The 23,849-nt window shown below is 61.8% G+C and carries 27 protein-coding genes; 13 read left to right on the forward strand and 14 right to left on the reverse strand.

The window, feature by feature from the left end; genetic code table 11:
• Positions 1-14 precede the first annotated feature (14 nt).
• From QEO92_RS07800 to QEO92_RS07820, 5 genes are all read right to left on the reverse strand, one after another.
• Complete coding sequence (locus tag QEO92_RS07800) at positions 15-518, reverse strand: DUF1203 domain-containing protein (RefSeq protein WP_227702642.1); 504 nt, start codon at positions 516-518, stop codon at positions 15-17.
• A gap of 76 nt (positions 519-594) precedes the next feature.
• Positions 595-1,164, reverse strand: coding sequence for a GNAT family N-acetyltransferase (locus tag QEO92_RS07805; protein WP_037146261.1), 570 nt, complete (start codon positions 1,162-1,164; stop codon positions 595-597).
• 5 nt (positions 1,165-1,169) lie between these two features.
• The gene (gene sseA / locus QEO92_RS07810; RefSeq protein WP_227702643.1) at positions 1,170-2,036 is read right to left on the reverse strand and encodes a 3-mercaptopyruvate sulfurtransferase; all 867 of its coding nucleotides are present in this window, start codon (positions 2,034-2,036) and stop codon (positions 1,170-1,172) included.
• A gap of 27 nt (positions 2,037-2,063) precedes the next feature.
• Positions 2,064-2,801: an alanyl-tRNA editing protein gene (locus tag QEO92_RS07815; protein WP_227702644.1), complete on the reverse strand. Its 738-nt coding sequence runs from the start codon at positions 2,799-2,801 to the stop codon at positions 2,064-2,066.
• A gap of 24 nt (positions 2,802-2,825) precedes the next feature.
• Positions 2,826-3,863, reverse strand: a complete 1,038-nt coding sequence (locus QEO92_RS07820) for a cysteine synthase A (RefSeq protein ID WP_227702645.1) — start codon at positions 3,861-3,863, stop codon at positions 2,826-2,828.
• 339 nt (positions 3,864-4,202) lie between these two features.
• On the opposite strand from QEO92_RS07820, the gene QEO92_RS07825 reads away from it, so the two are divergent.
• The gene (locus QEO92_RS07825; protein ID WP_280107503.1) at positions 4,203-4,847 is read left to right on the forward strand and encodes a cupin domain-containing protein; all 645 of its coding nucleotides are present in this window, start codon (positions 4,203-4,205) and stop codon (positions 4,845-4,847) included.
• Between the two features lie 53 nt (positions 4,848-4,900).
• On the opposite strand, the gene QEO92_RS07830 is transcribed toward QEO92_RS07825, so the two are convergent.
• From QEO92_RS07830 to QEO92_RS07840, 3 genes are all read right to left on the reverse strand, one after another.
• Entirely contained in the window at positions 4,901-5,140 is a 240-nt protein-coding gene (locus tag QEO92_RS07830; RefSeq protein WP_037146272.1) for a DUF982 domain-containing protein, read from the reverse strand.
• 100 nt (positions 5,141-5,240) lie between these two features.
• Positions 5,241-6,245, reverse strand: a complete 1,005-nt coding sequence (locus QEO92_RS07835; RefSeq protein ID WP_037146274.1) for an inorganic phosphate transporter — start codon at positions 6,243-6,245, stop codon at positions 5,241-5,243.
• Complete coding sequence (locus QEO92_RS07840; protein ID WP_037146276.1) at positions 6,245-6,886, reverse strand: DUF47 domain-containing protein; 642 nt, start codon at positions 6,884-6,886, stop codon at positions 6,245-6,247. Before QEO92_RS07840 ends, QEO92_RS07835 begins: the two co-directional genes overlap by 1 nt.
• Positions 6,887-7,112: 226 nt before the next feature.
• Between QEO92_RS07840 and QEO92_RS07845 the strand changes: the two genes are divergently transcribed.
• The 10 genes from QEO92_RS07845 (at position 7,113) to QEO92_RS07890 (ending at position 17,289) form a co-directional block, all read left to right on the forward strand.
• Positions 7,113-7,754 carry an alpha/beta hydrolase family protein gene (locus QEO92_RS07845; RefSeq protein WP_227702646.1) on the forward strand — a complete coding sequence of 214 codons (642 nt, stop codon included), beginning with the start codon at positions 7,113-7,115 and terminating at the stop codon, positions 7,752-7,754.
• 218 nt (positions 7,755-7,972) lie between these two features.
• Positions 7,973-8,062 carry a K(+)-transporting ATPase subunit F gene (gene kdpF / locus QEO92_RS07850; protein WP_081952684.1) on the forward strand — a complete coding sequence of 30 codons (90 nt, stop codon included), beginning with the start codon at positions 7,973-7,975 and terminating at the stop codon, positions 8,060-8,062.
• Positions 8,063-8,108: 46 nt separating this feature from the next.
• Positions 8,109-8,276 carry a hypothetical protein gene (locus QEO92_RS07855; RefSeq protein WP_161784733.1) on the forward strand — a complete coding sequence of 56 codons (168 nt, stop codon included), beginning with the start codon at positions 8,109-8,111 and terminating at the stop codon, positions 8,274-8,276.
• Between the two features lie 43 nt (positions 8,277-8,319).
• Positions 8,320-10,380 (forward strand): potassium-transporting ATPase subunit KdpB, encoded by a 2,061-nt coding sequence (kdpB, locus tag QEO92_RS07860; RefSeq protein ID WP_037146280.1) that lies wholly within the window; start codon positions 8,320-8,322, stop codon positions 10,378-10,380.
• Positions 10,381-10,504: 124 nt separating this feature from the next.
• Positions 10,505-12,187 carry a potassium-transporting ATPase subunit KdpA gene (gene kdpA, locus QEO92_RS07865; protein ID WP_200883909.1) on the forward strand — a complete coding sequence of 561 codons (1,683 nt, stop codon included), beginning with the start codon at positions 10,505-10,507 and terminating at the stop codon, positions 12,185-12,187.
• Positions 12,188-12,206: 19 nt separating this feature from the next.
• Positions 12,207-12,773 (forward strand): potassium-transporting ATPase subunit C, encoded by a 567-nt coding sequence (locus QEO92_RS07870; protein ID WP_227702647.1) that lies wholly within the window; start codon positions 12,207-12,209, stop codon positions 12,771-12,773.
• A 686-nt stretch (positions 12,774-13,459) separates the two neighbouring features.
• Positions 13,460-14,941 carry a lipopolysaccharide biosynthesis protein gene (locus QEO92_RS07875; RefSeq protein WP_227702648.1) on the forward strand — a complete coding sequence of 494 codons (1,482 nt, stop codon included), beginning with the start codon at positions 13,460-13,462 and terminating at the stop codon, positions 14,939-14,941.
• A gap of 41 nt (positions 14,942-14,982) precedes the next feature.
• Entirely contained in the window at positions 14,983-15,981 is a 999-nt protein-coding gene (locus tag QEO92_RS07880) for a polysaccharide pyruvyl transferase family protein (RefSeq protein ID WP_227702649.1), read from the forward strand.
• 31 nt (positions 15,982-16,012) lie between these two features.
• Complete coding sequence (locus tag QEO92_RS07885; RefSeq protein ID WP_037146288.1) at positions 16,013-16,822, forward strand: hypothetical protein; 810 nt, start codon at positions 16,013-16,015, stop codon at positions 16,820-16,822.
• Between the two features lie 341 nt (positions 16,823-17,163).
• Complete coding sequence (locus tag QEO92_RS07890; protein WP_280107504.1) at positions 17,164-17,289, forward strand: type IV toxin-antitoxin system AbiEi family antitoxin domain-containing protein; 126 nt, start codon at positions 17,164-17,166, stop codon at positions 17,287-17,289.
• 21 nt (positions 17,290-17,310) lie between these two features.
• Here QEO92_RS07890 and QEO92_RS07895 read toward each other — a convergent pair whose 3' ends face one another.
• From QEO92_RS07895 to QEO92_RS07920, 6 genes are all read right to left on the reverse strand, one after another.
• On the reverse strand, positions 17,311-17,856 hold the full coding sequence (locus QEO92_RS07895) for a LysR family transcriptional regulator (protein ID WP_052182856.1): 546 nt from the start codon (positions 17,854-17,856) through the stop codon (positions 17,311-17,313).
• Between the two features lie 83 nt (positions 17,857-17,939).
• On the reverse strand, positions 17,940-18,557 hold the full coding sequence (locus tag QEO92_RS07900) for a class I SAM-dependent methyltransferase (protein ID WP_037151301.1): 618 nt from the start codon (positions 18,555-18,557) through the stop codon (positions 17,940-17,942).
• A gap of 50 nt (positions 18,558-18,607) precedes the next feature.
• Positions 18,608-19,249, reverse strand: coding sequence for a DedA family protein (locus QEO92_RS07905; RefSeq protein WP_037151302.1), 642 nt, complete (start codon positions 19,247-19,249; stop codon positions 18,608-18,610).
• Between the two features lie 136 nt (positions 19,250-19,385).
• Positions 19,386-20,180 carry a MipA/OmpV family protein gene (locus QEO92_RS07910; RefSeq protein WP_037151305.1) on the reverse strand — a complete coding sequence of 265 codons (795 nt, stop codon included), beginning with the start codon at positions 20,178-20,180 and terminating at the stop codon, positions 19,386-19,388.
• A gap of 232 nt (positions 20,181-20,412) precedes the next feature.
• Positions 20,413-21,261: an SDR family oxidoreductase gene (locus tag QEO92_RS07915; protein WP_037151308.1), complete on the reverse strand. Its 849-nt coding sequence runs from the start codon at positions 21,259-21,261 to the stop codon at positions 20,413-20,415.
• Between the two features lie 63 nt (positions 21,262-21,324).
• Positions 21,325-22,641 carry an MFS transporter gene (locus QEO92_RS07920; RefSeq protein ID WP_227702650.1) on the reverse strand — a complete coding sequence of 439 codons (1,317 nt, stop codon included), beginning with the start codon at positions 22,639-22,641 and terminating at the stop codon, positions 21,325-21,327.
• Here QEO92_RS07920 and QEO92_RS07925 point away from each other — a divergent pair.
• Positions 22,640-22,762, forward strand: coding sequence for a hypothetical protein (locus QEO92_RS07925; protein ID WP_265105676.1), 123 nt, complete (start codon positions 22,640-22,642; stop codon positions 22,760-22,762). The genes QEO92_RS07920 and QEO92_RS07925 overlap by 2 nt on opposite strands.
• A gap of 43 nt (positions 22,763-22,805) precedes the next feature.
• A complete protein-coding gene (locus QEO92_RS07930; protein WP_037151314.1) occupies positions 22,806-23,729 on the forward strand; it encodes an AraC family transcriptional regulator in 924 nt (307 codons plus the stop codon).
• Positions 23,730-23,849 lie beyond the last annotated feature (120 nt).

A 23,849-nucleotide genomic window follows, 5' to 3' on the forward strand; every position in this document is an offset into this window, starting at 1 on the left:
GGTTCCGCTCCCGCTCAGATGGCAATTCCCGTATCCGCAAATGCCGGCGCTTCGACCTTGTCGATCCGGCACTGATAGCAATTGTTGCGCGCCGAGCGGACATGCACATAGGCGATGTCCTCGCGGGCGAGCAATTCCTCCGCACGGGAGGCGATCTTATCCGTCGGCGTCACCGCACCGCTGCCGTAGACGATGCGGTCGTCATGGCCGTATCCGCGCACGATGTAGTCCGAACTCGACAGCATCGGCGGCAAGACCTCTTCCGCCGCATAGCGCTCGCATGGCTGCTTGTGCAGGAAGATCGGTCCCGTTTCCGCATAGGGCTGCAGTTCGGGAAACGGACGATAGGCAAGGACCAGCAGTTCCTCGCCGGCATCGATGTTTTTCAGGCAATGGCGGCAGGGATATCCGGGGCCATCCGAAACCTTTGTCTCCGGACGGTGACCGTAGGCGTCGGGTCCGCCGTTCCACAGATGAGCTGCATCTTTGGTCGGCATGGCTACGAAGGCGATCGTCATGGCAAAACTCCTTTATCGGTGTTGCCAAGAGATGCCGCCAAGCGGAGCGTAAAACCACCCGTTTCTTGCCGGGATATCAGGCGTCCAGTGCTTTGAGCAATTCCGCGTCGGTCATCGGCTGGACCAGAGCCTCGTAGGTCGAGACGGGCGAGAAGCCCATCATCTGGTAGAGTTGCAGGGCGCGCGGATGGTCGAGCGTGTTGGTGGTGACAGTGACCTTCCTCGGATTGTCCTGCCAGGCGGCGTAGAGCGCCTGCAGCAGGAACCACTTGCCGATGCCAAGCCCGATCGCCCGCTCGAACAGCCCGAAATAGGAGAGTTCGACGATCTCCTCGTTCTCCTGCCGCAGTTCGAAGAAGCCCGCCGGCGCGCCATCGACGTAGAGCACAGTAACCGAAACGTGCGGATCATGGATCGCTGCGGCAAGCTCCTCGTCGGTCATCCGGAGCCGCTTGTACCAGTGCCAGCGCTTACCCACCTGCCGATAGAGATAGCGGTAGTAGTGGAGTGGAATATTCGGTGCGCGGATGATCGCCGTCTGGATGTTGACCGGCACCGGCAGGCTGGTCTTGGGCGGTGCGGTCATTTCCAGTTGCGTGACATGGGCCTTGAGAGGAGCTTTGAGCGATGCTGACTTCTTCGCCATGGCAATCAGGCAGCTTTGGGTGACGGTGGGCCCGTGACGACCGGCGTATCCTGGCGGCTGCCCCACTCGGTCCAGGAACCGTCGTAGAGCGCATTGTCTTCATGGCCGAGGGATTCGAGCGCCAGCGTGATGATTGCGGCGGTGATGCCGGAGCCGCAGCTCGTCACCACCGGCTGCCCGAAATCGATGCCTGCGTCTTCGATGGCCTGCCTCAATTCCGGCAGCGACCTGAGCTTGCCGTTCACCGAGAACGTGCCGGAGGGAAGGCTGCGGGCGCCGGGCATGTGGCCGGAGCGCATGCCGGCGCGGGGTTCGGGTTCGGCGCCGGAAAAGCGGCCGGCAGAACGCGCATCGGCGATCTGCCGCGAGCTGTCGCCGACTATCTCGAGCATGGTCTGGAAATCGATCACCTTATCGACCCGGAACTCCGGCATGAAGGCAACGGGCGCAGGCGAGGGGACAGCGGTTTCAAGCGGCCGGCCTTCTGCCTTCCAGCCATCCAGCCCGCCGTCGAGCACGTAGACGTTCCTTGCGCCCATGATGCGGAACAGCCACCAGCCGCGCGGCGCGGAGAAGATGCCGGGGCCATCGTAGATGACGATGCGGTCGGTCTCCCGAATGCCCATCCTCCCGACCGCTTCGGCGAAGACCTCGGGTGCCGGCACCATATGCGGCAGCCCCGTCGAGTGGTCCGCGACCTTGTCATGATCGAAGCGGACGGCGCCGGGGATATGGCCGGCGGCATATTCGGCATCCGCGTCCCGATTCTGAGCGGGCAGATAGAAGGAAGCATCGACGACCCTGAGGTCCGGACTGCCGAGCGCATTCTGAAGCCACTCGGACGAAACGACGAAACGGCTGGTTTCGCTCATGGGATACCTCCATTTGAATCGAAAGAATCAGGCTTCAGCGCCCGGTGCGCCGAACCTTATGCGGAAACGCCGGTTCTCCTTGCCCTTCTTCTCGATCTTGGCGATGTGAATTGCGCCGACCTCCTGCGTTTCGGAGACATGTGTGCCCCCGCAGGGCTGGCTGTCAACGCTGGAATCCCGGCCGATGCAGACGAGGCTGACGCGTCCGAGACCGAGCGGCGGTCGGACGTTCTTGGATTTGACGATACCCGGATTGGCGATCAGCTCCTCATCGGTGATCCATTGGACGTAAACCGGGTGGTTCTGATTGACAAGCTCCATCAGTCTGCCGGTCACCTCATGCCTGTCGATCGTCTCGCTCATATCGAAATCGACCCGCGCTTCCTCTTCCCCGACAGCCGCCCCGGTGATCGGATAGGGGCAGACGACGGACAGCAGATGACAGGCGGTATGCATGCGCATGAGCCGGTAACGGCGCGGCCAGTCGACATGCAGCGTCAGCTTTTCGCCGACGAGCGGCTGGGGTTCGCCTTCGAGCGGCACGTGGATGATAATGTCCTTGGTGGCGCCATGCTTCGTCTGGGCGAGCGCGATCTTCGTGCCGTCAGCACGCTCCAGGAAACCGGTGTCGCCCGGCTGTCCGCCGGATGTGGCGTAGAAGCAGGTGCGATTGAGCTCGATGCCGCCATCTTCGTGGATGGTGGTCACCTCCGCTTCGGCTGTCGAAAGATAAAAGTCGTCGCGGTAGAGAGCATCAACGGGCATGTCTGTCTCTTGGTTTAGGAGGGGTCAGGGTGTTTCGAAGGGAACGGGAATGTGACGCTTGCCGGTCAGCCAGGCGGGAATCGGCAGGCCCTTGGATTTCAGGAAGTCGGGATTGAACAGTTTGGACTGGTAGCGGTTGCCGTAGTCGCAAAGGACCGTCACGATCGTGTGGCCGGGGCCGAGATCCCCGGCGAGCCGGATCGCGCCGGCAATGTTGATGCCGGTCGAGCCGCCGAGGCAGAGGCCCTCTTTCTCGACGAGGTCGAAGATGATCGGCAGTGCTTCCGAATCCGGAATGCGGTAGGCAAAGTCCGGCGTGAAGCCTTCAAGATTGGCGGTGATGCGGCCCTGGCCGATGCCTTCGGTGATCGAGGAGCCTTCCGATTTCAGTTCGCCATGGGCGTAGTATTCGTAGAGGGCGGCACCGTCCGGATCGGCGAGGCCGATCTTGACGTTCGGGTTCTTCGCCCTCAGTCCCATCGCGACGCCTGCAAGCGTCCCGCCGGAACCGACTGCGCAGATGAAGCCGTCGACCTTGCCTTCGGTCTGGTTCCAGATTTCCGGAGCGGTCGTCTCGGCATGGGCATCGCGGTTGGCGACATTGTCGAACTGGTTCGCCCAGATCGCGCCCGCTGGCTCCGTCCTGGCAAGTTCTTCCGCAAGCCGACCGGAGACTTTGACGTAATTGTTCGGGTTCCTGTAAGGAACGGCCGGGACCTCGACCAGCTCGGCGCCGAGCAGTTTCAAGGCGTCCTTCTTCTCCTGGCTCTGGGTCTCGGGAATGACGATGACGGTGCGGTAGCCGAGCGCCTTGGCGACCAGCGTCAGCCCGATACCGGTATTGCCGGCCGTGCCCTCGACGATGACGCCGCCAGGTCTGAGCTGGCCCTTCTTCTCCGCATCGCGGATGATGTAGAGCGCGGCCCTGTCCTTGACCGACTGGCCGGGATTGAGGAACTCCGCCTTGCCGAGGATTTCACAGCCAGTCGCTTCCGAAGCGCCTTTGAGCCGGATAAGGGGTGTGTTGCCGATCACGCTGAGGACGGAGGGATGATAGGTCATCGCGATACCTTGTCGTTCCTTGGAGATTTAAGCCCGGTCTTTTCGGCGCACAAGCACCGCAGGGCAAGAAATTCTGTTCCCGGAAGGAGCCTGCTTCGACAAAATCCATCTTCCCACCGGCAGGTCGCCGAAACGATGTAGGAACGGGAAAGGTATTTTAGGTTTAGCTTTTGTAATGAGGCGCAGGCGCCGAGATCTCGCTCGTTATTATCTTGGAAATAGTAATATCAACTTCCTGTTACGCCCGTCCCGAATGCTGTTGAAGCGAATATTGATCCGTGCCATTCGTGATTTTATCGTGCGGTGTTTAAATACCGCGCGCGAAACTGGCCAACGGACATGCTGCAGAACCTTGATAGGTTGGATCTTCTGATCGCGCATTACGTTGCCGGTTCCTTTCCGGAGCCGGTGCATGTCCTTGTGGGATCATATCTGGAAATGCAGGCGCCGGCTGCGCGGTTCGCCCAGACTCTGGAGGAGCTGGCCGGCACGACCCTGCGCGAGAGCGAGCCGCTTGCGGTGGCGTCGCGCGACCGTCGGCTGCGGGAGATTTTCGCCTCCGCTCCGCTGCCGCCCGAGCTTGAACCAAAGCCCTCCCACGGGGCATCATTTCCCGCGTCGCTGCTGGCCTATGCCGGGATCGACCTCTCCGGTATTCCATGGAAAACCAGACTGCCCGGATTTCGCCGGCATGTCATAGAAAGGTCCAGGGAGGTCGAGGCGAGCCTGTTGTGGGTGCGGCCGGGCCGGGCACTTCCCCGTCATGGTCATCGGGGTCTGGAATTGACTTTGGTTCTGGAAGGTGAATTTCACGATCATCGCGGCAATTTCGGGCAGGGGGACATCTCGATCGCCGATGAAACGCTCGACCACCGGCCGGTTGCGGGAGAGCAGGGGCCGTGCATTTGCTTTACTGTCCTGTTCGCCCCGATCGTGCTCTCCGGTTCTCCATGGAGGCTCGCGGCTGACATCCTCGGCATCTGAACGGATAAGAAAAGGCCGGCGATGAGCCGGCCCAGGTTTAACCGTTCGCGTCTTCAGTTCAGATGCAGCTGAGCTTCGCTTACAGCCTGCTCGAACTGCTGGCGCGCCTCCTCCGGCGACCTGCGCCCGTCGAGGGCCGCGCGGCAAACGCTGCGTGCCTTGACGAACTGCGGTCCACGCATGTCCGGCCAGCGATCGGTCAGGAGGGCCAGCGCCTCGAACGGGCTATGGACGTCCTCCGTGCCGAGATGGCCGAATGCGACGCGAACAGGTTTCTGCCAGCTGGTTTGCATCTTTTCCTCCTCCCAGGATACCAACCGTGTCAAACGGTGAAGACGGCAAATGGTTCCCATCCGATGAAAAGAATTTGGCTGATAGCACGCCGCAGCCGTCTCATTGGAAAAGACCGGCAATCCAGTAGAACAGTGCGGAGACGAGCGCCGCTGCCGGCAGCGTGACAAACCAGGCGAAGACGATATTGCCGGCAATACCCCAGCGAACGGCCGAAAGGCGTCTGGCGGAGCCGACCCCGATGATCGCGCCGGTGATCGTGTGTGTCGTCGAAACCGGAATGCCGAGCCAGGTCGCGCCGAAAAGCGTCAACGCGCCGCCGGTTTCAGCGCAGAAGCCCTGCATCGGATTGAGCCTGGTGATCTTCGATCCCATGGTGTGGACGATACGCCAGCCGCCGAACAGCGTGCCGAGCGCCATGGCAGCCTGGCAGCTGATGACCACCCAGAAGGGCACATGAAACTCGCCGCCGAGATATCCCTGCGAATAGAGGAGCACCGCGATGATGCCCATGGTCTTCTGTGCGTCGTTGCCGCCGTGGCCGAGCGAATAGAGCGAGGCGGAAACGAATTGCAGCATACGGAAGGTGCTGTCGACTGCAAACGGCGTCTGGCGCACGAAGAGCCAGGAGACGATCAGCACCAGGACGAGCGCCAGGAAAAAGCCGATCGCGGGCGACATGAAGATCGCGCCAATCGTCTTGGTGAGCCCGCTCCAGACGATCGAACTGAGGCCAACCTTGGCGAGACCGGCGCCGACGAGCCCGCCGATCAGTGCATGCGACGAACTGGACGGGATGCCGAAGGCCCAGGTGACGATGTTCCAGATGATCGCGCCCATCAGCGCGGCGAATATCACCTGCGGCGAAACGATCTGCGGGTCGATGATGCCGGTGCCGAGCGTTTCCGCCACATGCAGGCCGAAGAACAGGAAGGCGATGAAATTGAAGAAGGCCGCCCAGAAGACCGCATATTGCGGCCTCAGCACGCGGGTGGAGACGATGGTTGCGATGGAGTTGGCCGCATCATGGAGCCCGTTCAGGAAGTCGAAGAAAAGCGCGACACCGACGAGGCCTGCAAGAAGAGGAAAGGCGAGGGCGGCATCCATCAGATATTCTCGATCACGATGCCGCTGATCTCGTTGGCGACATCTTCGAACCGATCGAGCACCTTTTCGAGTTCACCGTAGATTTCGCTGCCGATGATGAAGCCCATGGCATTGCCGGCCCCATGACGACGGAAGAGATCCCTGAGGCCCTGGTCGTGCAGGTCGTCCGACCGGCCTTCGACACGGGTGATTTCCTCGGCGATCGCGCCGAGCCGCGGCGCATTGGCACCGATCCTCTTGAGCAGCGGCACCCCTTCGGCGATCAGATGTGAAGCCTTGACGATTTCGCCGCCCATCTGCTGCATCAACGGATCGAAACTCGTCTGCTCGAAGAGCCGGATCGTCTTGACCGTCTTGTGCATCATGTCGATCGCGTCGTCCATCGACTGGATCAGGTCCTTGATGTCGCCGCGATCGAAGGGTGTGATGAAACTGCGGCGCACGGCCTGCAGCACCTCCCGGGTGATGTCGTCGGCTTCCTCCTCCAGCGCTACGATGCGCGCGCAGTTGCCTTCGATATCGTTGCCGGTGAGCAGGGCGTTCAGGGATTCCGCCGCACCGACCACGGTGTGTGAATGCTGCTCGAAAAGATCGAAGAAGGCATCCTCACGGGGAAGCAGTTTTCTGAAAAGGCCGAGCATCCAAGGTTCCTTGCGTATTTCTGGCTGTCATAAATGTGTCATAAATCGTGGACGGCGAGACTGGAAACCGCGAGAAAGGATTTTCTGTGGAAGAAAAGTTCGGTTTCGTAAGTCGGCTAATTATTTGCTTTGGCGATGGAATCGGTGAAGGCTGCGTTGGACTTGCCTTTGCGCGCCGGCCGCAGCTATGGCCGGCTGTTCGTCGCCGGCAAATTGAGGGAGCAGGATGTTGAACCGATTTCTGATTGAGGGGCCGGGGGATGCGCGCTTCACCATCCTTCTCGCGCACGGCGCCGGCGCGCCGATGGATTCGGCGTCGATGACGGCTGCCGCAAAAGCGCTGTCGGAGAAGGGGTTTCGCGTGGCGCGCTTCGAATTCGGCTATATGGCGTCACGCCGTATATCGGGTGAACGCAAGCCGCCACCCAGGGCAGAGACCCTCAACCCGGAATACAGGGCTGCCGTCGCCGAGCTCGGCACCAAGGGCGCACTGATCATCGGCGGCAAATCCATGGGCGGACGGGTGGCGAGCATGATTGCCGACGAGCTTCATGCGGAAGGGAAGATCGCCGGTCTTCTCTGCCTCGGTTACCCGTTTCACCCTCCGGCCAAACCGGAGCAGCTTCGCACGCAGCATCTTAAAGCGCTGAACACCCCGGCGCTGATCTGCCAGGGAACCCGTGACGAATTCGGCACGCGGGAAGAGGTCTCGGGTTACGAGCTCTCCGACAGGATCGAGATCCTCTGGCTGGAAGACGGTGATCATGATTTGAAGCCGCGCAAGAAGATTTCCGGCTTCTCCGTCGCCGAACACCTGGCGACCATGGCGGAAGCGGTACGTGCCTGGGCTGACGGGCTGACGTCCTGAGCGGAAGCCCCCACATCCCCGAGAGGAGATGCGTGGCGCCGCATCTCGCCGCGGTATCCGTGAAACTCCTATAGGATTCCTATTTCTCTCCTCGCGGGTTCCTCTCGAACCTTTATGCAACTCGGAGCCATATTTCTTCCAGTTTCGAGGCTGGACGCCCCGTGTTCGCGTCCGGGCCTGGCGAATCTCGACAACACGAGAATGCGAGGAAGACCCAAATGGTGTTCGATTATGGCCTCAGCGCCGCAGTGCTTATCTTCGTCAGTGCTTATCTGATCTATGCCCTGCTTCGACCGGAGCGCTTTTGATCGGCGGGCGGCAGGCAATGCCGGTGGCGTCGGGCGCGTACGGGATATGAACGGCTGGCTCCGCATCCTGCGCAGATGTGTCGGTCCCCACCTCGGCACTCCGAAGGCCGGGACGCATCTTCGCGCCTCGGACGTCATACTCGGCATGACGCTTCTGCTGCTGGCCGCCGTGCTGCTTGTCTCGCTTCTTTCCCATTTCTTCGCATCCGCTTGAGCGGTGCGGAACGCGCAATCAGAATATCAAGCTGGAGCCTCTTATGAGCCAGGACAGATCAGCGAGCATCATGGATGCCCGCATCCTCGTTCCCGCGATCGGGAACGCCTTCAAGAAACTCAATCCCCGTTCTCTGGTCAAGAACCCGGTCATGTTCGTCGTTGCCGCGGTTTCGGTGCTGACGACAGTCCTGTTCGTCAAGGATGCGGCGACGGGAGCAGGCAATCTCGGTTTTTCCTTCCAGATCATCCTCTGGCTCTGGTTCACGATCCTGTTCGCGAATTTCGCGGAAGCCGTTGCGGAAGGCCGCGGCAAGGCACAGGCCGACTCGCTTCGGCGCTCGCGCACCGAGACGCAGGCCAAGCTGCTTGCGAACGGCAGCCGTGAGAATTTCAAGCTGGTGCCGGGAACGAGCCTCAAGATTGGCGACGTGGTGCTTGTCGAGGCCGGCGACATCATTCCCTCCGACGGTGAGGTGATCGAAGGCATCGCCTCGGTCAACGAGGCGGCCATTACCGGCGAATCTGCGCCCGTCATCCGGGAATCGGGCGGCGACCGCTCCGCCGTAACCGGCGGCACGCAGGTCCTGTCCGACTGGATCAGGGTGCGCATTACCGCTGCTGCCGGCTCGACCTTTCTGGATCGGATGATCTCGCTGGTCGAGGGCGCAGAGCGGCAGAAGACGCCGAACGAGATCGCCCTCAATATCCTGCTGGCCGGCCTGACGTTGATCTTCGTGCTTGCAACCGCGTCGATCCCGAGCTTTGCCGCCTATGCCGGCGGCTTCATCCCGGTGATCGTCCTTGTCGCGCTGTTCGTGACGCTGATCCCGACCACGATCGGCGCTCTTCTGTCTGCCATCGGCATCGCCGGCATGGACCGGCTGGTGCGCTTCAACGTGCTCGCCATGTCCGGCCGCGCCGTCGAGGCAGCCGGCGATGTCGATACGCTGCTGCTCGACAAGACCGGCACGATTACGCTCGGCAACCGGCAGGCCACGGAATTCCGTCCGGTGAAAGGCGTGACCGAGCAGGAGCTCGCGGATGCGGCGCAACTCGCCTCGCTGGCGGATGAGACGCCGGAAGGCCGATCCATCGTCGTTCTCGCCAAGGAAAAATACGGCATCCGTGCCCGTGACATGCAAAGCCTGCACGCCACCTTTGTCCCGTTCACGGCGCAGAGCCGCATGAGCGGGATCGATTCGGAGGGTTCGTCCATCCGCAAGGGTGCGGTCGACGCCGTGCTGAGATATCTCGACCAGATCAGCGCCAAGGGCGCCGGCAGCGAAGCCACACGCGAAATCCAGGCGATCGCGGATGATATCGCGAAGGCCGGCGGCACGCCGCTCGCGGTCGTGCGCGATGGTCGCCTGCTCGGCGTCATCCACCTCAAGGATATCGTCAAGGGCGGCATCCGCGAGCGTTTCGCCGAATTGCGCCGCATGGGCATTCGCACCGTGATGATCACCGGCGACAACCCCATGACGGCTGCCGCGATTGCCGCCGAGGCGGGCGTCGACGACTTTCTTGCCCAGGCAACGCCTGAGGACAAGCTGAAGCTGATCCGCGAGGAACAGGCCAAGGGCAAGCTCGTCGCCATGTGCGGCGACGGCACCAACGACGCACCGGCACTCGCCCAGTCTGATGTCGGCGTAGCGATGAATACCGGCACGGTCGCCGCACGCGAGGCCGGCAACATGGTCGACCTCGATTCCGACCCGACGAAGCTCATCGAGATCGTCGAGATCGGCAAGCAGCTGCTGATGACGCGAGGCGCCTTGACCACCTTCTCGATCGCCAACGACGTGGCCAAATATTTCGCGATCATTCCCGCGATGTTCGTCGGGCTCTATCCGCAGCTTAGCGCGCTTAACATCATGGGGCTTGCGACGCCGGAGAGCGCCATTCTCTCCGCCATCATCTTCAATGCGCTGATCATCATCGTGCTCATACCGCTGGCCCTTAAAGGCGTGAAATACAAGGCGATCGGCGCAGGGCCGCTCTTGAGGCGCAATCTGCTCATCTACGGGCTTGGCGGGCTCGTCGTACCCTTTGTCGGGATCAAGGTGATCGACCTGGTCGTGACCGCCCTCCATCTCGCCTGATCGAAGGAACATTCGACATGACTATCCTCTATCTCCTCCTCGGCGTGGCGATCTTCTGGCTTCTGCTGGCCATGACCTCTGCCGCCGACCGGGTTTGATTTCCAACGATGCCGGAGAAATTTCCATGTTAATTCAACCCATCCTGTTCGTCGTCCTCATCGTTGGAGGCACCGCGCTCATCTCCTGGCCGCTTGGCCGTTACATGACCTGGGCCATGGACCCGGAAGGTGCCGCATCGGGACGTCCCAACGCTTTCACGCGCCTCTTCCGGTCGATCGGCGGTTCGGTTTCGGCAAGGCCGCAGGACTGGAAGCACTACATGGTGTCCATCCTCGCTTTCAACGTCGTGATGTTCGTCGTCACCTTCTCAATCCTGGCCCTGCAGCAATATCTGCCGCTTAACCCGGACGGAAAGGAGGCGCTCGAGGGCAGCCTGATCTTCAACACGGCAGCCTCGTTCACCTCGAACACCAACCTGCAGCACTATTCCGGTGAAGTCTCGCTCAGCTACCTTTCGCAATTGGCCGGATTGATGTGGCTCCAGTTCGTGTCGGCGGCGACCGGTATCGCGGCGCTTGCCGCCTTGGCGCGCGGCCTTGCCGGACGCAAGCTCGGCAATTTCTTTGTCGACGTGCAGCGCGCATCGTTTCTCGTACTCCTGCCGGTCGCCTTTATTGTCGCCATCCTGCTTGTGGTCGGCGGCATGCCGATGACGTTTAACGGTGCCGCAGTCGCCACGACACTCGAAGGCGTGCAGCAGACGATTGCCCGCGGTCCGGTGGCGGCTTTCGTGTCGATCAAACAGCTCGGCACGAATGGCGGTGGTTTCTTCGGCCCCAACAGCGCGCATCCGCTCGAGAACCCGAGCTTCTGGACCAATGTCGTGGAAACGGTATCGATCATCCTCGTTCCGATGGCCTGCGTCTGGATGTTTGGCCGGATCGTTGGCCGCATGCGCCATGCCACGGTGATATTCGGCGTCATGCTGGCGCTGGTGCTGCTGCGCGTTGCCGGCGGCATCTGGTTCGAATCCGCTCCGACCCAGGCGTTCGCGGACCTCCCGATCGAGCAGACGACAGGCAATCTGGAAGGCAAGGAACTGCGCTTCGGTGCATCGGCTGGTCCGCTCTGGTCCGTGCTGACGACCTCCACCAGCAACGGTTCGGTCAATGCGATGCACGATAGCTTGAACCCCCTCGCGGGTATGATGCCGATGATCGGCATGTGGTTGAACGAAGACTTCGGCGGCGTCGGTGTCGGCATGATCAACATGTTCCTTTATATCGTCGTCGGCGTCTTCATCGCCGGCATGATGATCGGCCGCACGCCCGAATATCTGGGCTGGCGCGTTGAGGCCCGCGAAGTCAAATTCGCCATTCTTGCTCTTCTGGCGCACGGGCTCTTCATCCTCGGCGGCACGGCGGTCTTTGCGGCGACGCCGTGGGGCGCGGACGTGCTCAACAATGTCGGCCCGCACGGCTTCAGCGAGATCCTGTATGAGTTCTCCTCCGCGTCGGCCAACAACGGCTCCGGCTTTGAAGGACTGGGTGACAACACCGTGCCCTGGAACGTGGCGACAGGCATCGTGATGCTGCTCGCGCGCTTCATTCCGATCATTCTGCCGCTCGCGATCGTCGGCTCGCTTTCCGCAAAGCGCAGAAGTGCGGAGTCGAGCGGCACGCTCAGTGTCGAGGGCGGCACTTTCGCAACCATGCTGGCGGCGACCATCCTCGTCGTGGGTGCCCTGACCTTCTTCCCCGCGGCAACCCTCGGCCCGATCGCCGAACACTTCATCTATATGAACTGATCAATCCGGAGACAGAACCATGGAAGCCCTTTTAGCAAGCGTCCGGATCACAGTAGCCACGATGGCGATCTGCGTCGCCGGATACGCCACGGCCGTCTGGGCCGTCGGTCAGGCGATCACACCGGCGACGGCGGACGGATCGCTGATTACCCGTCCGGACGGAACCATCATCGGAAGCCGCCTTATCGCGCAGCCATTCAGCCAGCCGAAGTATTTCTGGCCACGGCCGTCGGCCGTCGACTACAATGCCGCGGGCGCCGGCGGCAGCAACAAGTCGCCGACGAGCCCCGATCTCACGGATCGCGCCCGCGAGATCGTCGCAGCCTATGGTGCAACCCCCGAAAATCCCCTGCCGGCGGAGCTTGCTGCTGCGTCCGGTGCGGGACTCGATCCGCATATTTCCGAACGGGCCGCACTTTACCAGGCAGCCCGCATTGCCGAGGCGCGCCGCCTGGCCGAGCCGGAAGTCGAGGCGCTGATCCACCGGATGGCTTTCGCGCCCGGCGGTTTTCTGACGGCGGATCGCCTTGTCAACGTGCTGGAACTGAACCTCGCGCTCGACGGCATGGGAACGCCGCAGCAATAGAAGCTGAAGCCAGGGCGGCGCTGCCGCCGCCAGATCAAGATGATTTTAGGCCTGATCGGCCTAAAATCTGATTCCTGATGTCGGTCGGCTTCATCGATTGCGATGAGCGGCGGCCGGCCCATCTTTCCGACCTGCACCCACAAGGCGGCGCATCGCAATTTTTCTTCCTGATCCGAAATTCGATCATCTCCGGTCGGATAACAGCGTTCCCTTGCCGGAGACATTCAACGACGACTATTCCAATCATGCGGCAGTCCCGGAACTCCAGGACGGCGACAGCGTCATGAGCGTCCCTTGCCTCAATCCTACCCAGAGCCCGCCCGTTGCGGCTTCGCAAGCGTGATTTCAAACCGCCCCGACAGCGATCTGCATTAGTCGATTGGGCTCCACAAAACCAACATCATTTCCGCCCAAAGAGTGATCGGGGCCTCTAGCCTTGGCTTTTGGCCCCTCTATATCACCCGTCGGCCCGAGACGATCGTCTCGCTTAATCATAAGGTTGGACCAATCCAACAGGGAGAAATGACAGACAGGGCTCAATGATTACCGTGCCCAACAGATAGCCCGTGTCTTCTGGATGCGGTTCACAGGGAGGAGGCAAAGGGAGCGGAAAACGTGCGCGAAAAAGGGTAGCTGTGGAATGACGATGCTCACATACGCTTGTTACTGCATTGAAGGGGTCGGCCATGAGCATTGCTGACCGGCTGGTGACAGGAAGCCTCTGGGTCACCCTTTCGAGGGTCATCGTCAACGGGCTGTCAACACTCAGCACCATTGTCCTGGCTTGGTATCTCTTGCCTTCGGACTTTGGCGTTGTGGCACTTGCAACGACAATGCTCGTCATCGTGACGACGATCACAGAGCTTTCCCTGAATGAGGCGCTTATCCGTCACGAAGATCCGGGGGAATCCCATTTCAGCGCGGCATGGACGCTGGCTGCGACGCGTGGCCTGATATTGTGCCTTCTCTTCGCAGCGCTCGCCTATCCCGCGTCCCTCATTTATGACGAACCGCGCCTGTTCGGCGTTCTCCTCGCCTTGAGCCTCAGCTTCCTGATAAACGGGCTTGCGAATCCGCGGCGGATCATGCTCCAGCGAGAGCTGATTTTCTGGCAGGAGTTCGTGCTGAACGTTGCCCAGAAAATCGCCGGCTTTGTAGCCACCGTCGCCATCGCGATCATCTACCACAGCTACTGGGCGCTTGTGATCGGCACTTTGGTCATGCAGGCGACGAACGTTCTGGCGTCGTACTTCATTCTGCCGTTTCGCCCGCGCATAACCTTCTCCCATATGCGCGAATTCTTTTCGTTTTCCATCTGGATTACTGCGGGGCAGATCGTCAACACACTCAATTGGCGCTTCGATTACCTTTTGCTGGGGAAGCTGCTGGATGGCGCCGCCCTCGGCTATTATTCGCTCGGCGGCCAGCTTGCGATGACGCCCACGCGTGAAGCAACCGCGCCGCTGACCGCGACGATCTATCCCGCCTTTGCCAATGTCCGCCATGATCCTCATCGCCTGGCGGCGGCCTATCAGCGGACGCAGGCGCTCCTGACGGCCGTCGCATTGCCTGCCGGCATAGGCATGGCAGTCATCGCAGATCCCCTCGTCAGGCTTGTGCTTGGCGAAAGGTGGCTTCCCGTGATCTTCATCATCCAGGCGCTCGCGTCGGTTTACGCGCTGCAGACGTTAGGCTCTCTCAATCAACCCCTTGGCATGGCGCTGGGACATACCCGGACCCTCTTCATCCGCGACACGCAGATGCTCTTTGTGCGGGTTCCGGTGATTACGATCGGCCTGGTGTTCTGGGGGCTTCCCGGGCTGATATTCAGTCGTGTGCTCACCGGCCTCTTCAGCGCTTTCGTCAACATGATCATCGTGAAGCGCTTCATCAATGTTTCGGTCACGGCGCAGTTGTGGGCAAATTTCAGGGCGCTCGCCAGTTCGGCCGTCATGGCTGCGGGCGTCTTGCTTGCCCATCGCTATATGGGCGTTGAGACCACGCAGATGGCGCTGGTTCTGCAACTCGCGGTCCTCGTTTGCCTTGGAGGTGTTCTCTATTGCGGCTCCAGTGTCTTTCTCTGGCTGGTCATGGACCGTCCGAATGGTCCAGAGACCGAAGTCAGGAAGATCGCCTCCAAGGTGCTCTCCAAAGTCAGTCACGCCTGATCTCAGGCTTGTTTTCTCACAACTTTCGAAAGAGAGGTACGATGTCAGGTGCTCAGCAATCCGAACTCATCATCAGGCTGCAGGACAGAACTCACGATTGTTTGAAAAAGTTCGTCAAGCCCGATGAACCCATAGCGATACTGGATTTTCCCGATATCAAGAATTGCGGGGATTCTGCAATCTGGCTGGGAGAGATGGCTTATTTGCAGCATCGGTATGCAAAGCGGCCCTCCTACGTCTGCACGACCGACGATTTTTCACCCGAAGAACTCAAGAGCGTAGCCCCGAATGGTCCGATCTTCATTCACGGGGGCGGCAATTTCGGCGACGTATGGGTATTCCATCAGGACTTCCGGGAACGCGTGATGGAACTGTTTCCCGACCGGCAGATTGTCCAATTTCCGCAATCGATCCACTACAAGTCTCCCGAACGGCTCGAGCAAAGCAGGCGGGCGATCGGCAAGCACAAGAACTTCGTGCTTCTGGTGCGCGACGAGGAATCGTTTCAGTTCGCCCAGGAAAATTTCGATTGCGAAACCTATCTGTGCCCGGACATGGCCTTCTGCATCGGCACCGTCCAGCCTGATGCGCCGCAATTCCCGGTCCTTGCGATGCTCCGCCAGGACAAGGAACAGGTCGGTGCGGTCGATTTCTCTGCCTATCCCGACATCCCCAAGGAGGACTGGATTACCGAGGACCCCTCGAAGGTGCGCGTCGCCAAGGCGCTCGGTGCGGCATCCGCGCTGCTACAGCTCAATCCTTCCGAGGTACGGCTGCGCAAACTGGATGCGGCGGCCAACAATCGCTTCCGGCGCGGCATCCGGCAGATTTCCCGTGGCAAGGCGATCGTGACCGACCGACTGCACGTGCATATCTGCTCGCTTCTCATCGGACGCCGTCATGCGGTGCTCGACAACAATTATGGAAAGATTCGCCGCTTCATGAATGCTTTTTCAGGGGGCACGGATCTGTCCTACAAGGCAACGTCGCTCGATGACGGCATCAGATGGGCAAGAGAGCAGGCGGCTGTTGCGGCTTGACCCTGCCCGAAATCAACGACCGGAGGCTGTCATGAGTGTTTTAACGTTCATCATCCCTGTGAGGCATCAGAAAAACGCGCGCGATTGGAGCCTCCTGAAAAGGAATCTCACGCAGACCGTCGCATCCATCGCGAATCAAACCAGCTCTGACTGGCGAGGGATCATCGTTGCCAACGAAGGTGCCGACCTTCCCGTGCTGCCGGATAAATTCTCGGTGACGTGGGTGGACTTTCCGCCGAACGATATCCACGAGCGAGGCGATGCGACCGAGGAGGATTTTCTGGACTCGTTCCGCGCCGACAAGGGGCGTCGCGTCCTCGCGGGCATGCTCGATGCCCGCGACAGCCGCTTCTTCATGATCGTTGATGACGACGATTTTGTCAGCGCCCGCATCGTCGAGTACGTTTCCCGGCACCAGAACGAAAACGGCTGGGCGATCGACAAGGGCTATATCTGGGACGACGGCGGCAGTCTTCTATTATGCCGTGACCAGTTCAACCATTATTGCGGCACGTCGCTGATCATTCGTTCGGATCTGTACGGACTCCCATCGAAGGCGGAAGACGCATCGATCGAATGGATCAAGAATATGCTTGGCAGTCACGTCCGCGTCGTACCGGCTTTGGCCGAACGCGGGACGCCATTGAATTCCCTGCCTTTCCGGGGTGCCGTCTATCGCGTTGCACACAAGGGGTCGCACAGTAAGGCTCCGAGCCTCATCGACATGTATTTCCTGAACAGGAATGCCCTCAGGCGGCCTGTCAGCACGATGAGAAACCTGGCGGGGTTGCGGCTGCTGTCGACTGAACACAAGAAAGAGTTTTTCGGGCTTTCGGGATAGTCGTTCAGTTGCCACCGACGATCCCGATGTAATTCCGGCCCCGCGCCCGAATCATGGAAACGGCGGCCAAAGCTGATTGGCTGCCGCGGAGACGGGCGTGATGTCGGTCATAGAGGCTTGAAACGGCTAGAGCGCGCTTTTGGCGCGCTCTAGCGAGAAACTGGCTCGCCGACGTCGACGAAGATGCGAACTATCTCTTTCAGATTCCCGCCGCAATCCCGAAAAACCCGCCCCAGCCAAGAAAACGCGATCGCGACCGTGCTGAACGCATACAACTGGCGGGCGGTCCTGGGCCGTCGCTACGGGAAAAAGCCTACGCATTCGCCCGCCAGCGTACGATCGTGAGGACGTGCGATTTTACCGCCATTGGTGTCCCGCGGCACTATCTCGCCTGGATGTGCGAGGAAGGCTGGTTGGTGAGGGAAGGCTACGGGCTCTATCGCGCAGCCGAGCGGGAAGCGGCTTGATGGAAGCTTTGTCTGGAAATGTCAGGCCGCGCCATGATCGGAGGACATCACGACGTAAATCCTCTCCTGCCAGAACGTTTTGGAGTTGCAGTTCGGCGCCCGGGGATCTCCTGAGACGAAAGCCAGATCAAGCCGACCGGAAATGGCTCCAGCAATATTGGCCTCGGCAGTGTCTTCGTCCAAGATAAGCTTGATGGCGGGATATTTGACCCGGAACTCAGCAAGCAACTCGCTGAGGAACCCGCTGGATATCGACGTAAATAATCCTATCTTCAGACTTCCCGCCTCTCCTTTGCGGGCCGCCGCCATTTCATCCGCTGCTCGCTCAACGCCACGGGCCATCGCCGCCGCTTCCTTGAGGAAGTGCTCGCCGCCGGCGGTGAGGCGTATTCCACCGTGGTGCCGTTCGAAAAGGCGCGCTCCAAGGCGGTGCTCAAGTAGCTGCACGCGACGGCTGACAGTGGATTGTGGGACGCCTAACACCAGTGCGGCGCGTCGGAAGCTGCCGTATTCCGCGGTAACGATCGCATAGCGCAGGAAGCGTAAATCGAGGGTGAGGTCAGGCATGCGTCGCCCATCCAGCAGAAGTCCTTCTGCCCCGCCTTACGGCGCTACTGGATTGATATTGGGTGTATCGCGCCTCCGTCATCTCACTCGACAGGCAAATGCTGCCGCGACGAAAAGCGGACAAAGTGGAAAGGGATAGGATGCCTGCGCCTGATTCTGTAGACCGCCGCAGGAGGAAGGTTGGCGAGCGTGCCGCCGATCCGCTCCGCCTCGAGGCCAAGATGGTCCAACAGTCTGAGCGAGACCGGACAACGCGGCCCGTAGGTGAACTGGTAGAGCGCGCCGTCCGGCTCCATCTTGCGGAACGCGCCGGTCAGGATGGCGATCACCTTGCGCGGCGGCATCGACAGCAGCGGTAGCCCGCTGACGACGGCGCCGGCCGCCCTTCCGTCGAAGAGGTCGACCGCCCGCAGGCGGGCGGCGTCCATCCAGAGCGTACGCGCGCGCGGATAATGGAAATGAAGCGCGGCGGCGAACTCGGACCCGAATTCAATCAGCGCAAGGTCTTCCTGTCTGACACCCCGGGCGATCAGGGCGCGCGTGAACGCGCCGGTTCCCGGGCCCAGCTCGATCACCGGCCCGGTGTTGTGAGAGATTTCGGAGGTGATAAGGTTGGCAAGCGATCTCGACGATGGCGCGATTGCGGCGACGCGCAGGGGGTTCTTGAGCCACGCCTGGAAGAAGCCGAGCGCTTCCGCCATACGCTGGCGTTGGGGCGACGACGCGACTGATCGCGCGCATCTGCGAGGTGTCAGATCTTGCATAGCACGGTCCCCGCTTTGCGGTGGGCGCCAACCCGTCGCACGATCCAGAACACGGATACCTCCGCAATGAGCAGGCAGCCGAGAGCAGTCAGGGCGAGGACCGTCGAATTCGCCGACTCGATCGAGTGCGAAGCGTAAAATCCAATGCCGATGAAAAGGCCATTCCAGACCGCAATGCCGGCCGCCGAAGCCGTCAGGACACTGCGGGAGTTCCCGCGCGAAAGGGCGGCGAAGGCCGGAGCGACGAGCCTTACTGTCGGCACGAGCTGGAGTGCGAAGGCCAGCGCGATCTGATTCCGGTGAACGGAAGCGATTCCGCGCTCAACGCGATCGACGGACATGCCGAAGAACCCGCCAGCTCTGTTAAGGAGGCGCGTCGATCGCGCGTCGCCCAGTCCCCGGACAGCGTAGAACCATGCAGCGCAGCCGAACATGCTGCCAGCAGACGTCGAAAGGAAGGCAGCCGGCAGTGGCCAGTCCCCGTCCGCCGCGCCGATCCCGACCGCGAGTAGCAGCCCGTAGGACGGGATCACCAGCACGAAGCGCTCGGCCAGGGCAACGGCGAACAGACCGATGAGCCCATAGGCGCCAATCCACGCCATGACTGCTCCAACGGGATCGAAATCCATAGGCAAATCCTCAATTGATGCACGCGGTCAAATTCGCCGGGGCATGGAGGTGTGATACGATGAAGATGCCCGTTGTCCGGCTGACGGCCACGACTGCTCGAAGCGCCAGGTTTGGATCAGCGGATCTGGCGACGCTTCAGAACCGGTAGGCGATCGAGAGGCCGCCGCTCGGCTGCCAGCGGCGCCCTTCTTCGGTGACGGGGCTGTCGGCGATATCGCCGACGAGGTAGTTGGCTCCGACCCGGCCTGTGACGCCGAAGCGCTCGCTGAACCAGTATCCGGCCGTGACGCCGACACCGACATCCTTGATGCCGGACCCCGGGCTGTCGGCGGCTAGACCGCTTGCAGCGGCCCCGGCCGGGGTGACGCCGAAATAGGTGCGCGCATAGTCCTGGTTCACCCAGGTCGTTTGCGCGTCGAGCGACAGGAAGAAATCGTCGCGACGAACCGCAGCGTAGCTGGCGCTTGCTGTCGCGAGCATCCCATCGTGGACGCCCGAGACATCGTGGACGACGGAAAGCTCCATCGCCAGCGAACCTTGGCCGCTCTCGTCGCCGCCGAAGCGATAGCCGATGAACCCGCCCGCTTCGATCGCCGTGTCGATATCCGGCAACAATCCCACCGGGCCATCCACGTCGCTTCTTGGCAGGCGCGCACCAATTACAGGTCCGATCGAAAGGCGCGGATCGGACGCGAGGTCGGCACGAGCCCGAAGTCCGCGGATTTCCAGGTTGATGTCGCCCCAGTGGACGTCCGCCTGCACGAAGGGGATCGCGCGGAGATCCTCGGCCCCGTCATATTCGGGAACCACGCCCGCGCCGATCGCGACGACGCCGTGGGGGCCGTTGTCCGGCGGCGCTGCCTGGGCATTGGCGCTGGTGGATGACAAGGCTGCGCCACCGGCGAGCAGGATGGGAAGGACTACACGCATTGTCGAAACTCCTTCTGGAGGGAGGTGGGGCCCCCGAAGGCGCCCGCCTTGTTCGCGGTGCGCCTTCGGGGGTTTTGAAGGCCGCCGGTGTAATGGGGGAGCGGCGACCTTCGATCGGATCGGCGGGAGTGGGGCGGCTATCCGCGATCCGGGTTCAGTTCGAGGCGATCGAAGCAGCGATGGCTGGCTTCGGCCGCCCCACGGGTGTGATGTCTTGCGGCTCGCGATCGCCTCAGAAGAAGCCGCCATTGGCGAACACGAGTTGCCCGTTGATCCATTCGCTGTCGCCAGAGCACAGCCCGGCGATGGCGTTGGCGATATCCTCCGGCTCACCGATGCGGCCATAGGGCGTCATCTGCGCGGCCTGGGCACGCTGCGGGGGCGGCACGTCGAGCAGCGACGTGTTGGTCGGCCCAGGCGCGAGCGCGTTGACGGAGATGCGGCGGCCGGCGAGCTCCTTGGCGAGGCAGCCGGCATAGATCTCCTGGGCGGCCTTGGTCGCGGCATAGCCGCCATGGGTCGGCCGACGCGCGCGGATCGAGGTCGAAGCGAGCGTGATGATGCGACCGCCGTCGCGGGTGCGCCGCGCCGCCTCCCGCAGCACGTTGAAGCTGCCCTTCACATTGGTGGCGATCATCCGGTCGAAGGCTTCGTCTGTGAACTGGGCGAAGGGTGCGACGTTCATGATCCCGGCGTTGCTGATCACCACATCGACGCCGCCGAAGGCCTCGTCATTGGCGTCGAACAGGGCCTTGACCGCCGCCGGATCGGCGACATCGGCCTGGCGGAAGATGGCGCGGCCGCCGGCCGCCTCGATATCGCGCACGACCTGAGCGGCCAGATCGCGGCTGGTAAAATAGTTCACCGTCACCGCATAGCCGTCGCGCGCCAGGCGCTTGGCGGTCGCGGCGCCAATGCCGCGCGACGAGCCTGTGACGATGGCGGCCCGCCCAGTGCCAGGCAATGCGCCGGTAGCAGTCTCGGAGGTCTGTGCCGCGGCCTCACCCCCGAGGGCGAGGGCTGCGGGCGCGGCGGCGGTGAGCGCCAGGAAGGTGCGGCGGGCGTTATCGGGGTCGGACATGGGAAAGTCTCACTTTCTCGAAAAGTTGCGGACGCTTGCGCGGTTACGACCGTGGTTCGGCGGTCACGGCCGTCGGAGCGAAGCGGCGATGCGCTGGTTTGCAATCAGTATGGCGATGCCGGTCAGGATGCTTGTGACCGGGACGGTGAGCAGACCGATCCCTAGGCCGTTGGGAACTTGCGCTGCTGTCGCCGCGTCGCTGATCACGCCGACGATGAGCGGGCCGAGGGCTGGCCCCAGAAGCCCGGAGCCGATCATCGCGAGGCTGGTTGCCATCGCCTCCTTGCCCTTGCCGGCCACCAGATGCGCGGCGCCGAAGCACCAGGGCAGCAGAAACGCGAAGGACAGCATGCCCGGAACGAAGAAGAGGATGGAAAGCCAGCCGACCGGCGCGAACAGCGCGGCAGTCGTCGTCAGGCTCGCGATCATGAAGAGGACGGCTGGCGGTCCGAGAACCCGACCGGTGCGCGAGCGCACCGCGCGGTCGAACAGGCGGCCGCCCACCAGCGTCCCGAAAATCCCCATCACGCCCTGCAGCAGGCCGAACGCCAACCCGGCCTCGCTGGCGCTGAAGCCGTGGGTGCGGATCAAGAACGGAACGGCAAAAGCGTAGAATGGCGCTGCGGCGAAGCCGAGTGCGACCGAGCCGATGAACAGCCAGCGGAATGCCGGGGACGACAGCAATTTCAGGCTCGACCGCAGGAAGGGTTCGCTATTGGCGGCCGTGCGCTTGAGCGGCGGGGTCGGACCGATGACGACGAGGGCCAGCAGACCGATCAGCACGCCCGCGCCACCTGCGCCAACCAGCGCTGTCCGCCAGCCCAGCGTATCGCCGATGGCGCCGCCGACGGCGAAGCCGACCATAGTGCCGAGCGGAATGCCCATCGAGAAGATGCCGATCGCCAGACCGCGGCGTTCGGGCTGGATCTTGCGGGCGATGATCGCGTGGCTGGAGGGTGTCCCGCCGGCCTCGCCAAACGCGACGCCGAAGCGTGTAAAGGCCAGGAACAGAAAACTCATAGCGAGACCGCCAAGCGCTGTCATCGCGGTCCAGAGCAGGATGCAGAAGACGAGGACGAACCGCGGCGATCCTCGATCGGCGGCACGGGCGAGCGGCATCGACAAGAGCGTGTAGCAGACCGCAAAGGCGACGCCGGTGAGCAAGCCCACTTGGGTGTCGCTCAGATCAAGGTCTTCCTTGATCGATTCGGCGAGAACGAAGGGAAGCATCCGGTCGATCTGGGACGTGGCGCTGACAAGAAACAGCGTAGTAAGCAGCACCGAGACGCGCCATCCATGGACGTATTCATCGCCGCTCGCCTTAGATATATTCAGCAGTACATTCTGCTGATCTATTGACGGAGCGGCGGTTTCTGTCATGTTGGGCGCTTCCTTGGCTGTGACGGGCATCATCAAGCTAGAGGAAGTCTCCCATGACCAGAATGCCGGATACCTCAAGAAACTTGCCTATTCCTACAAGCGGCGATATGCTGCCGACTGAAGGGCGAGTGTTGCGCTGGCCTCGGAACCAATCGGAGGTCCGCGTGTCGTCATCGCTCCTTGGTGGGATCACCGCCTACATCGAAAGCCAAGGCGGCGGGGAAGGGCTGTTCCCGACGCAGATCGAGAGCGTCAACATCATTCGCTCCTACCAGCAGCGGATGCCGATGCGGCAGATATACCGACCGTCGCTCTGCGTCGTGGCCCAAGGAGCAAAGGAAATCCTCTTCGGCGACGAGACGCTCCGCTACGGCGACATGGAGTGTCTGGTCGTCAGCATGGAAATGCCGGCCAGCGGGCGGGTCGTCGAGGCGACCGAGCAGTCGCCCTATATCGGCGTCACCATCGATCTCGACGTGACGATGCTACGCGAGGTGCTGGAACAGTTGGAGACGCCGCCCCTCCCACCTGCCGCGCCGGGTCCATGCGTGTTCGTCGGCAAGGTCGACGAACCGCTGGCGGAATGCGTGCTGCGCCTGATCCGGATGTCGCAGACGCCGAAGGCGATCCCGATCCTCTATCCGTCGGTCATGCGCGAGATCTGCTACTGGCTTCTGAGCGGCCCGCACGGGCCCGAACTCTGCAGTCTGGCCGTGCCGGAATCGAATTTCATGCGCGTCGCGAAAGCGATCTATTTTCTGCGCGCCAATTTCGCCCAGACGCTGCGTGTGGAGCAAATGGCCGAGGTGGCGCGCATGAGCCCGTCATCGTTCCATCAGCACTTCAAGCAGCTCACCTCGGTGACGCCGCTTCAGTTCCAGAAGCAGTTGCGCCTGCTCGAGTCGCGGCGGCTGATGGTGGCGGACGCTGCAAGCGTCGAGGAAGCCGCCTACAAGGTCGGCTACGAAAGTCCGTCGCAGTTCAGCCGCGAATATTCCCGGATGTTCGGCGTTGCGCCAAAGCAGGACGCGCTCAACCATCAGCGGATGTACAGCCAGTACGCCAGCCGCAAGGCGCGAACTGCCTAAGCGCGTGTTGCGGGAGGCGGCTCCGTGCCGGTGCGCCCGGAGCGGCCTTTCCGATCTGCGAACAGAATTGCCAATACCGGCGCTGACGGGGAAGGATTCGTCAGGCTCTCAGTCGTCGCC

It is taken from the genome of Neorhizobium petrolearium (assembly GCF_029854435.1).
Taxonomy (GTDB): Bacteria; Pseudomonadota; Alphaproteobacteria; order Rhizobiales; family Rhizobiaceae; genus Neorhizobium; species Neorhizobium petrolearium.

Coding starts and splice junctions, on each gene's coding strand:
- QEO92_RS07895 (WP_052182856.1), bottom strand. CDS start 17,856: ATGCCTGACCTCACCCTCGATTTACGCTTCCTGCGCTATGCGATCGTT.
- QEO92_RS07855 (WP_161784733.1), top strand. CDS start 8,109: ATGAACGGCTGGCTCCGCATCCTGCGCAGATGTGTCGGTCCCCACCTC.
- QEO92_RS07800 (WP_227702642.1), bottom strand. CDS start 518: ATGACGATCGCCTTCGTAGCCATGCCGACCAAAGATGCAGCTCATCTG.
- kdpA (WP_200883909.1), top strand. CDS start 10,505: ATGTTAATTCAACCCATCCTGTTCGTCGTCCTCATCGTTGGAGGCACC.
- QEO92_RS07815 (WP_227702644.1), bottom strand. CDS start 2,801: ATGCCCGTTGATGCTCTCTACCGCGACGACTTTTATCTTTCGACAGCC.
- QEO92_RS07885 (WP_037146288.1), top strand. CDS start 16,013: ATGAGTGTTTTAACGTTCATCATCCCTGTGAGGCATCAGAAAAACGCG.
- QEO92_RS07835 (WP_037146274.1), bottom strand. CDS start 6,245: ATGGATGCCGCCCTCGCCTTTCCTCTTCTTGCAGGCCTCGTCGGTGTC.
- QEO92_RS07845 (WP_227702646.1), top strand. CDS start 7,113: ATGTTGAACCGATTTCTGATTGAGGGGCCGGGGGATGCGCGCTTCACC.
- QEO92_RS07820 (WP_227702645.1), bottom strand. CDS start 3,863: ATGACCTATCATCCCTCCGTCCTCAGCGTGATCGGCAACACACCCCTT.
- QEO92_RS07915 (WP_037151308.1), bottom strand. CDS start 21,261: ATGTCCGACCCCGATAACGCCCGCCGCACCTTCCTGGCGCTCACCGCC.
- QEO92_RS07905 (WP_037151302.1), bottom strand. CDS start 19,249: ATGGATTTCGATCCCGTTGGAGCAGTCATGGCGTGGATTGGCGCCTAT.
- QEO92_RS07805 (WP_037146261.1), bottom strand. CDS start 1,164: ATGGCGAAGAAGTCAGCATCGCTCAAAGCTCCTCTCAAGGCCCATGTC.
- QEO92_RS07830 (WP_037146272.1), bottom strand. CDS start 5,140: ATGCAAACCAGCTGGCAGAAACCTGTTCGCGTCGCATTCGGCCATCTC.
- sseA (WP_227702643.1), bottom strand. CDS start 2,036: ATGAGCGAAACCAGCCGTTTCGTCGTTTCGTCCGAGTGGCTTCAGAAT.
- QEO92_RS07870 (WP_227702647.1), top strand. CDS start 12,207: ATGGAAGCCCTTTTAGCAAGCGTCCGGATCACAGTAGCCACGATGGCG.
- QEO92_RS07840 (WP_037146276.1), bottom strand. CDS start 6,886: ATGCTCGGCCTTTTCAGAAAACTGCTTCCCCGTGAGGATGCCTTCTTC.
- QEO92_RS07910 (WP_037151305.1), bottom strand. CDS start 20,180: ATGCGTGTAGTCCTTCCCATCCTGCTCGCCGGTGGCGCAGCCTTGTCA.
- QEO92_RS07900 (WP_037151301.1), bottom strand. CDS start 18,557: ATGGCGGAAGCGCTCGGCTTCTTCCAGGCGTGGCTCAAGAACCCCCTG.
- kdpB (WP_037146280.1), top strand. CDS start 8,320: ATGAGCCAGGACAGATCAGCGAGCATCATGGATGCCCGCATCCTCGTT.
- QEO92_RS07875 (WP_227702648.1), top strand. CDS start 13,460: ATGAGCATTGCTGACCGGCTGGTGACAGGAAGCCTCTGGGTCACCCTT.
- kdpF (WP_081952684.1), top strand. CDS start 7,973: ATGGTGTTCGATTATGGCCTCAGCGCCGCAGTGCTTATCTTCGTCAGT.
- QEO92_RS07880 (WP_227702649.1), top strand. CDS start 14,983: ATGTCAGGTGCTCAGCAATCCGAACTCATCATCAGGCTGCAGGACAGA.
- QEO92_RS07920 (WP_227702650.1), bottom strand. CDS start 22,641: ATGACAGAAACCGCCGCTCCGTCAATAGATCAGCAGAATGTACTGCTG.
- QEO92_RS07825 (WP_280107503.1), top strand. CDS start 4,203: ATGCTGCAGAACCTTGATAGGTTGGATCTTCTGATCGCGCATTACGTT.
- QEO92_RS07925 (WP_265105676.1), top strand. CDS start 22,640: ATGTTGGGCGCTTCCTTGGCTGTGACGGGCATCATCAAGCTAGAGGAA.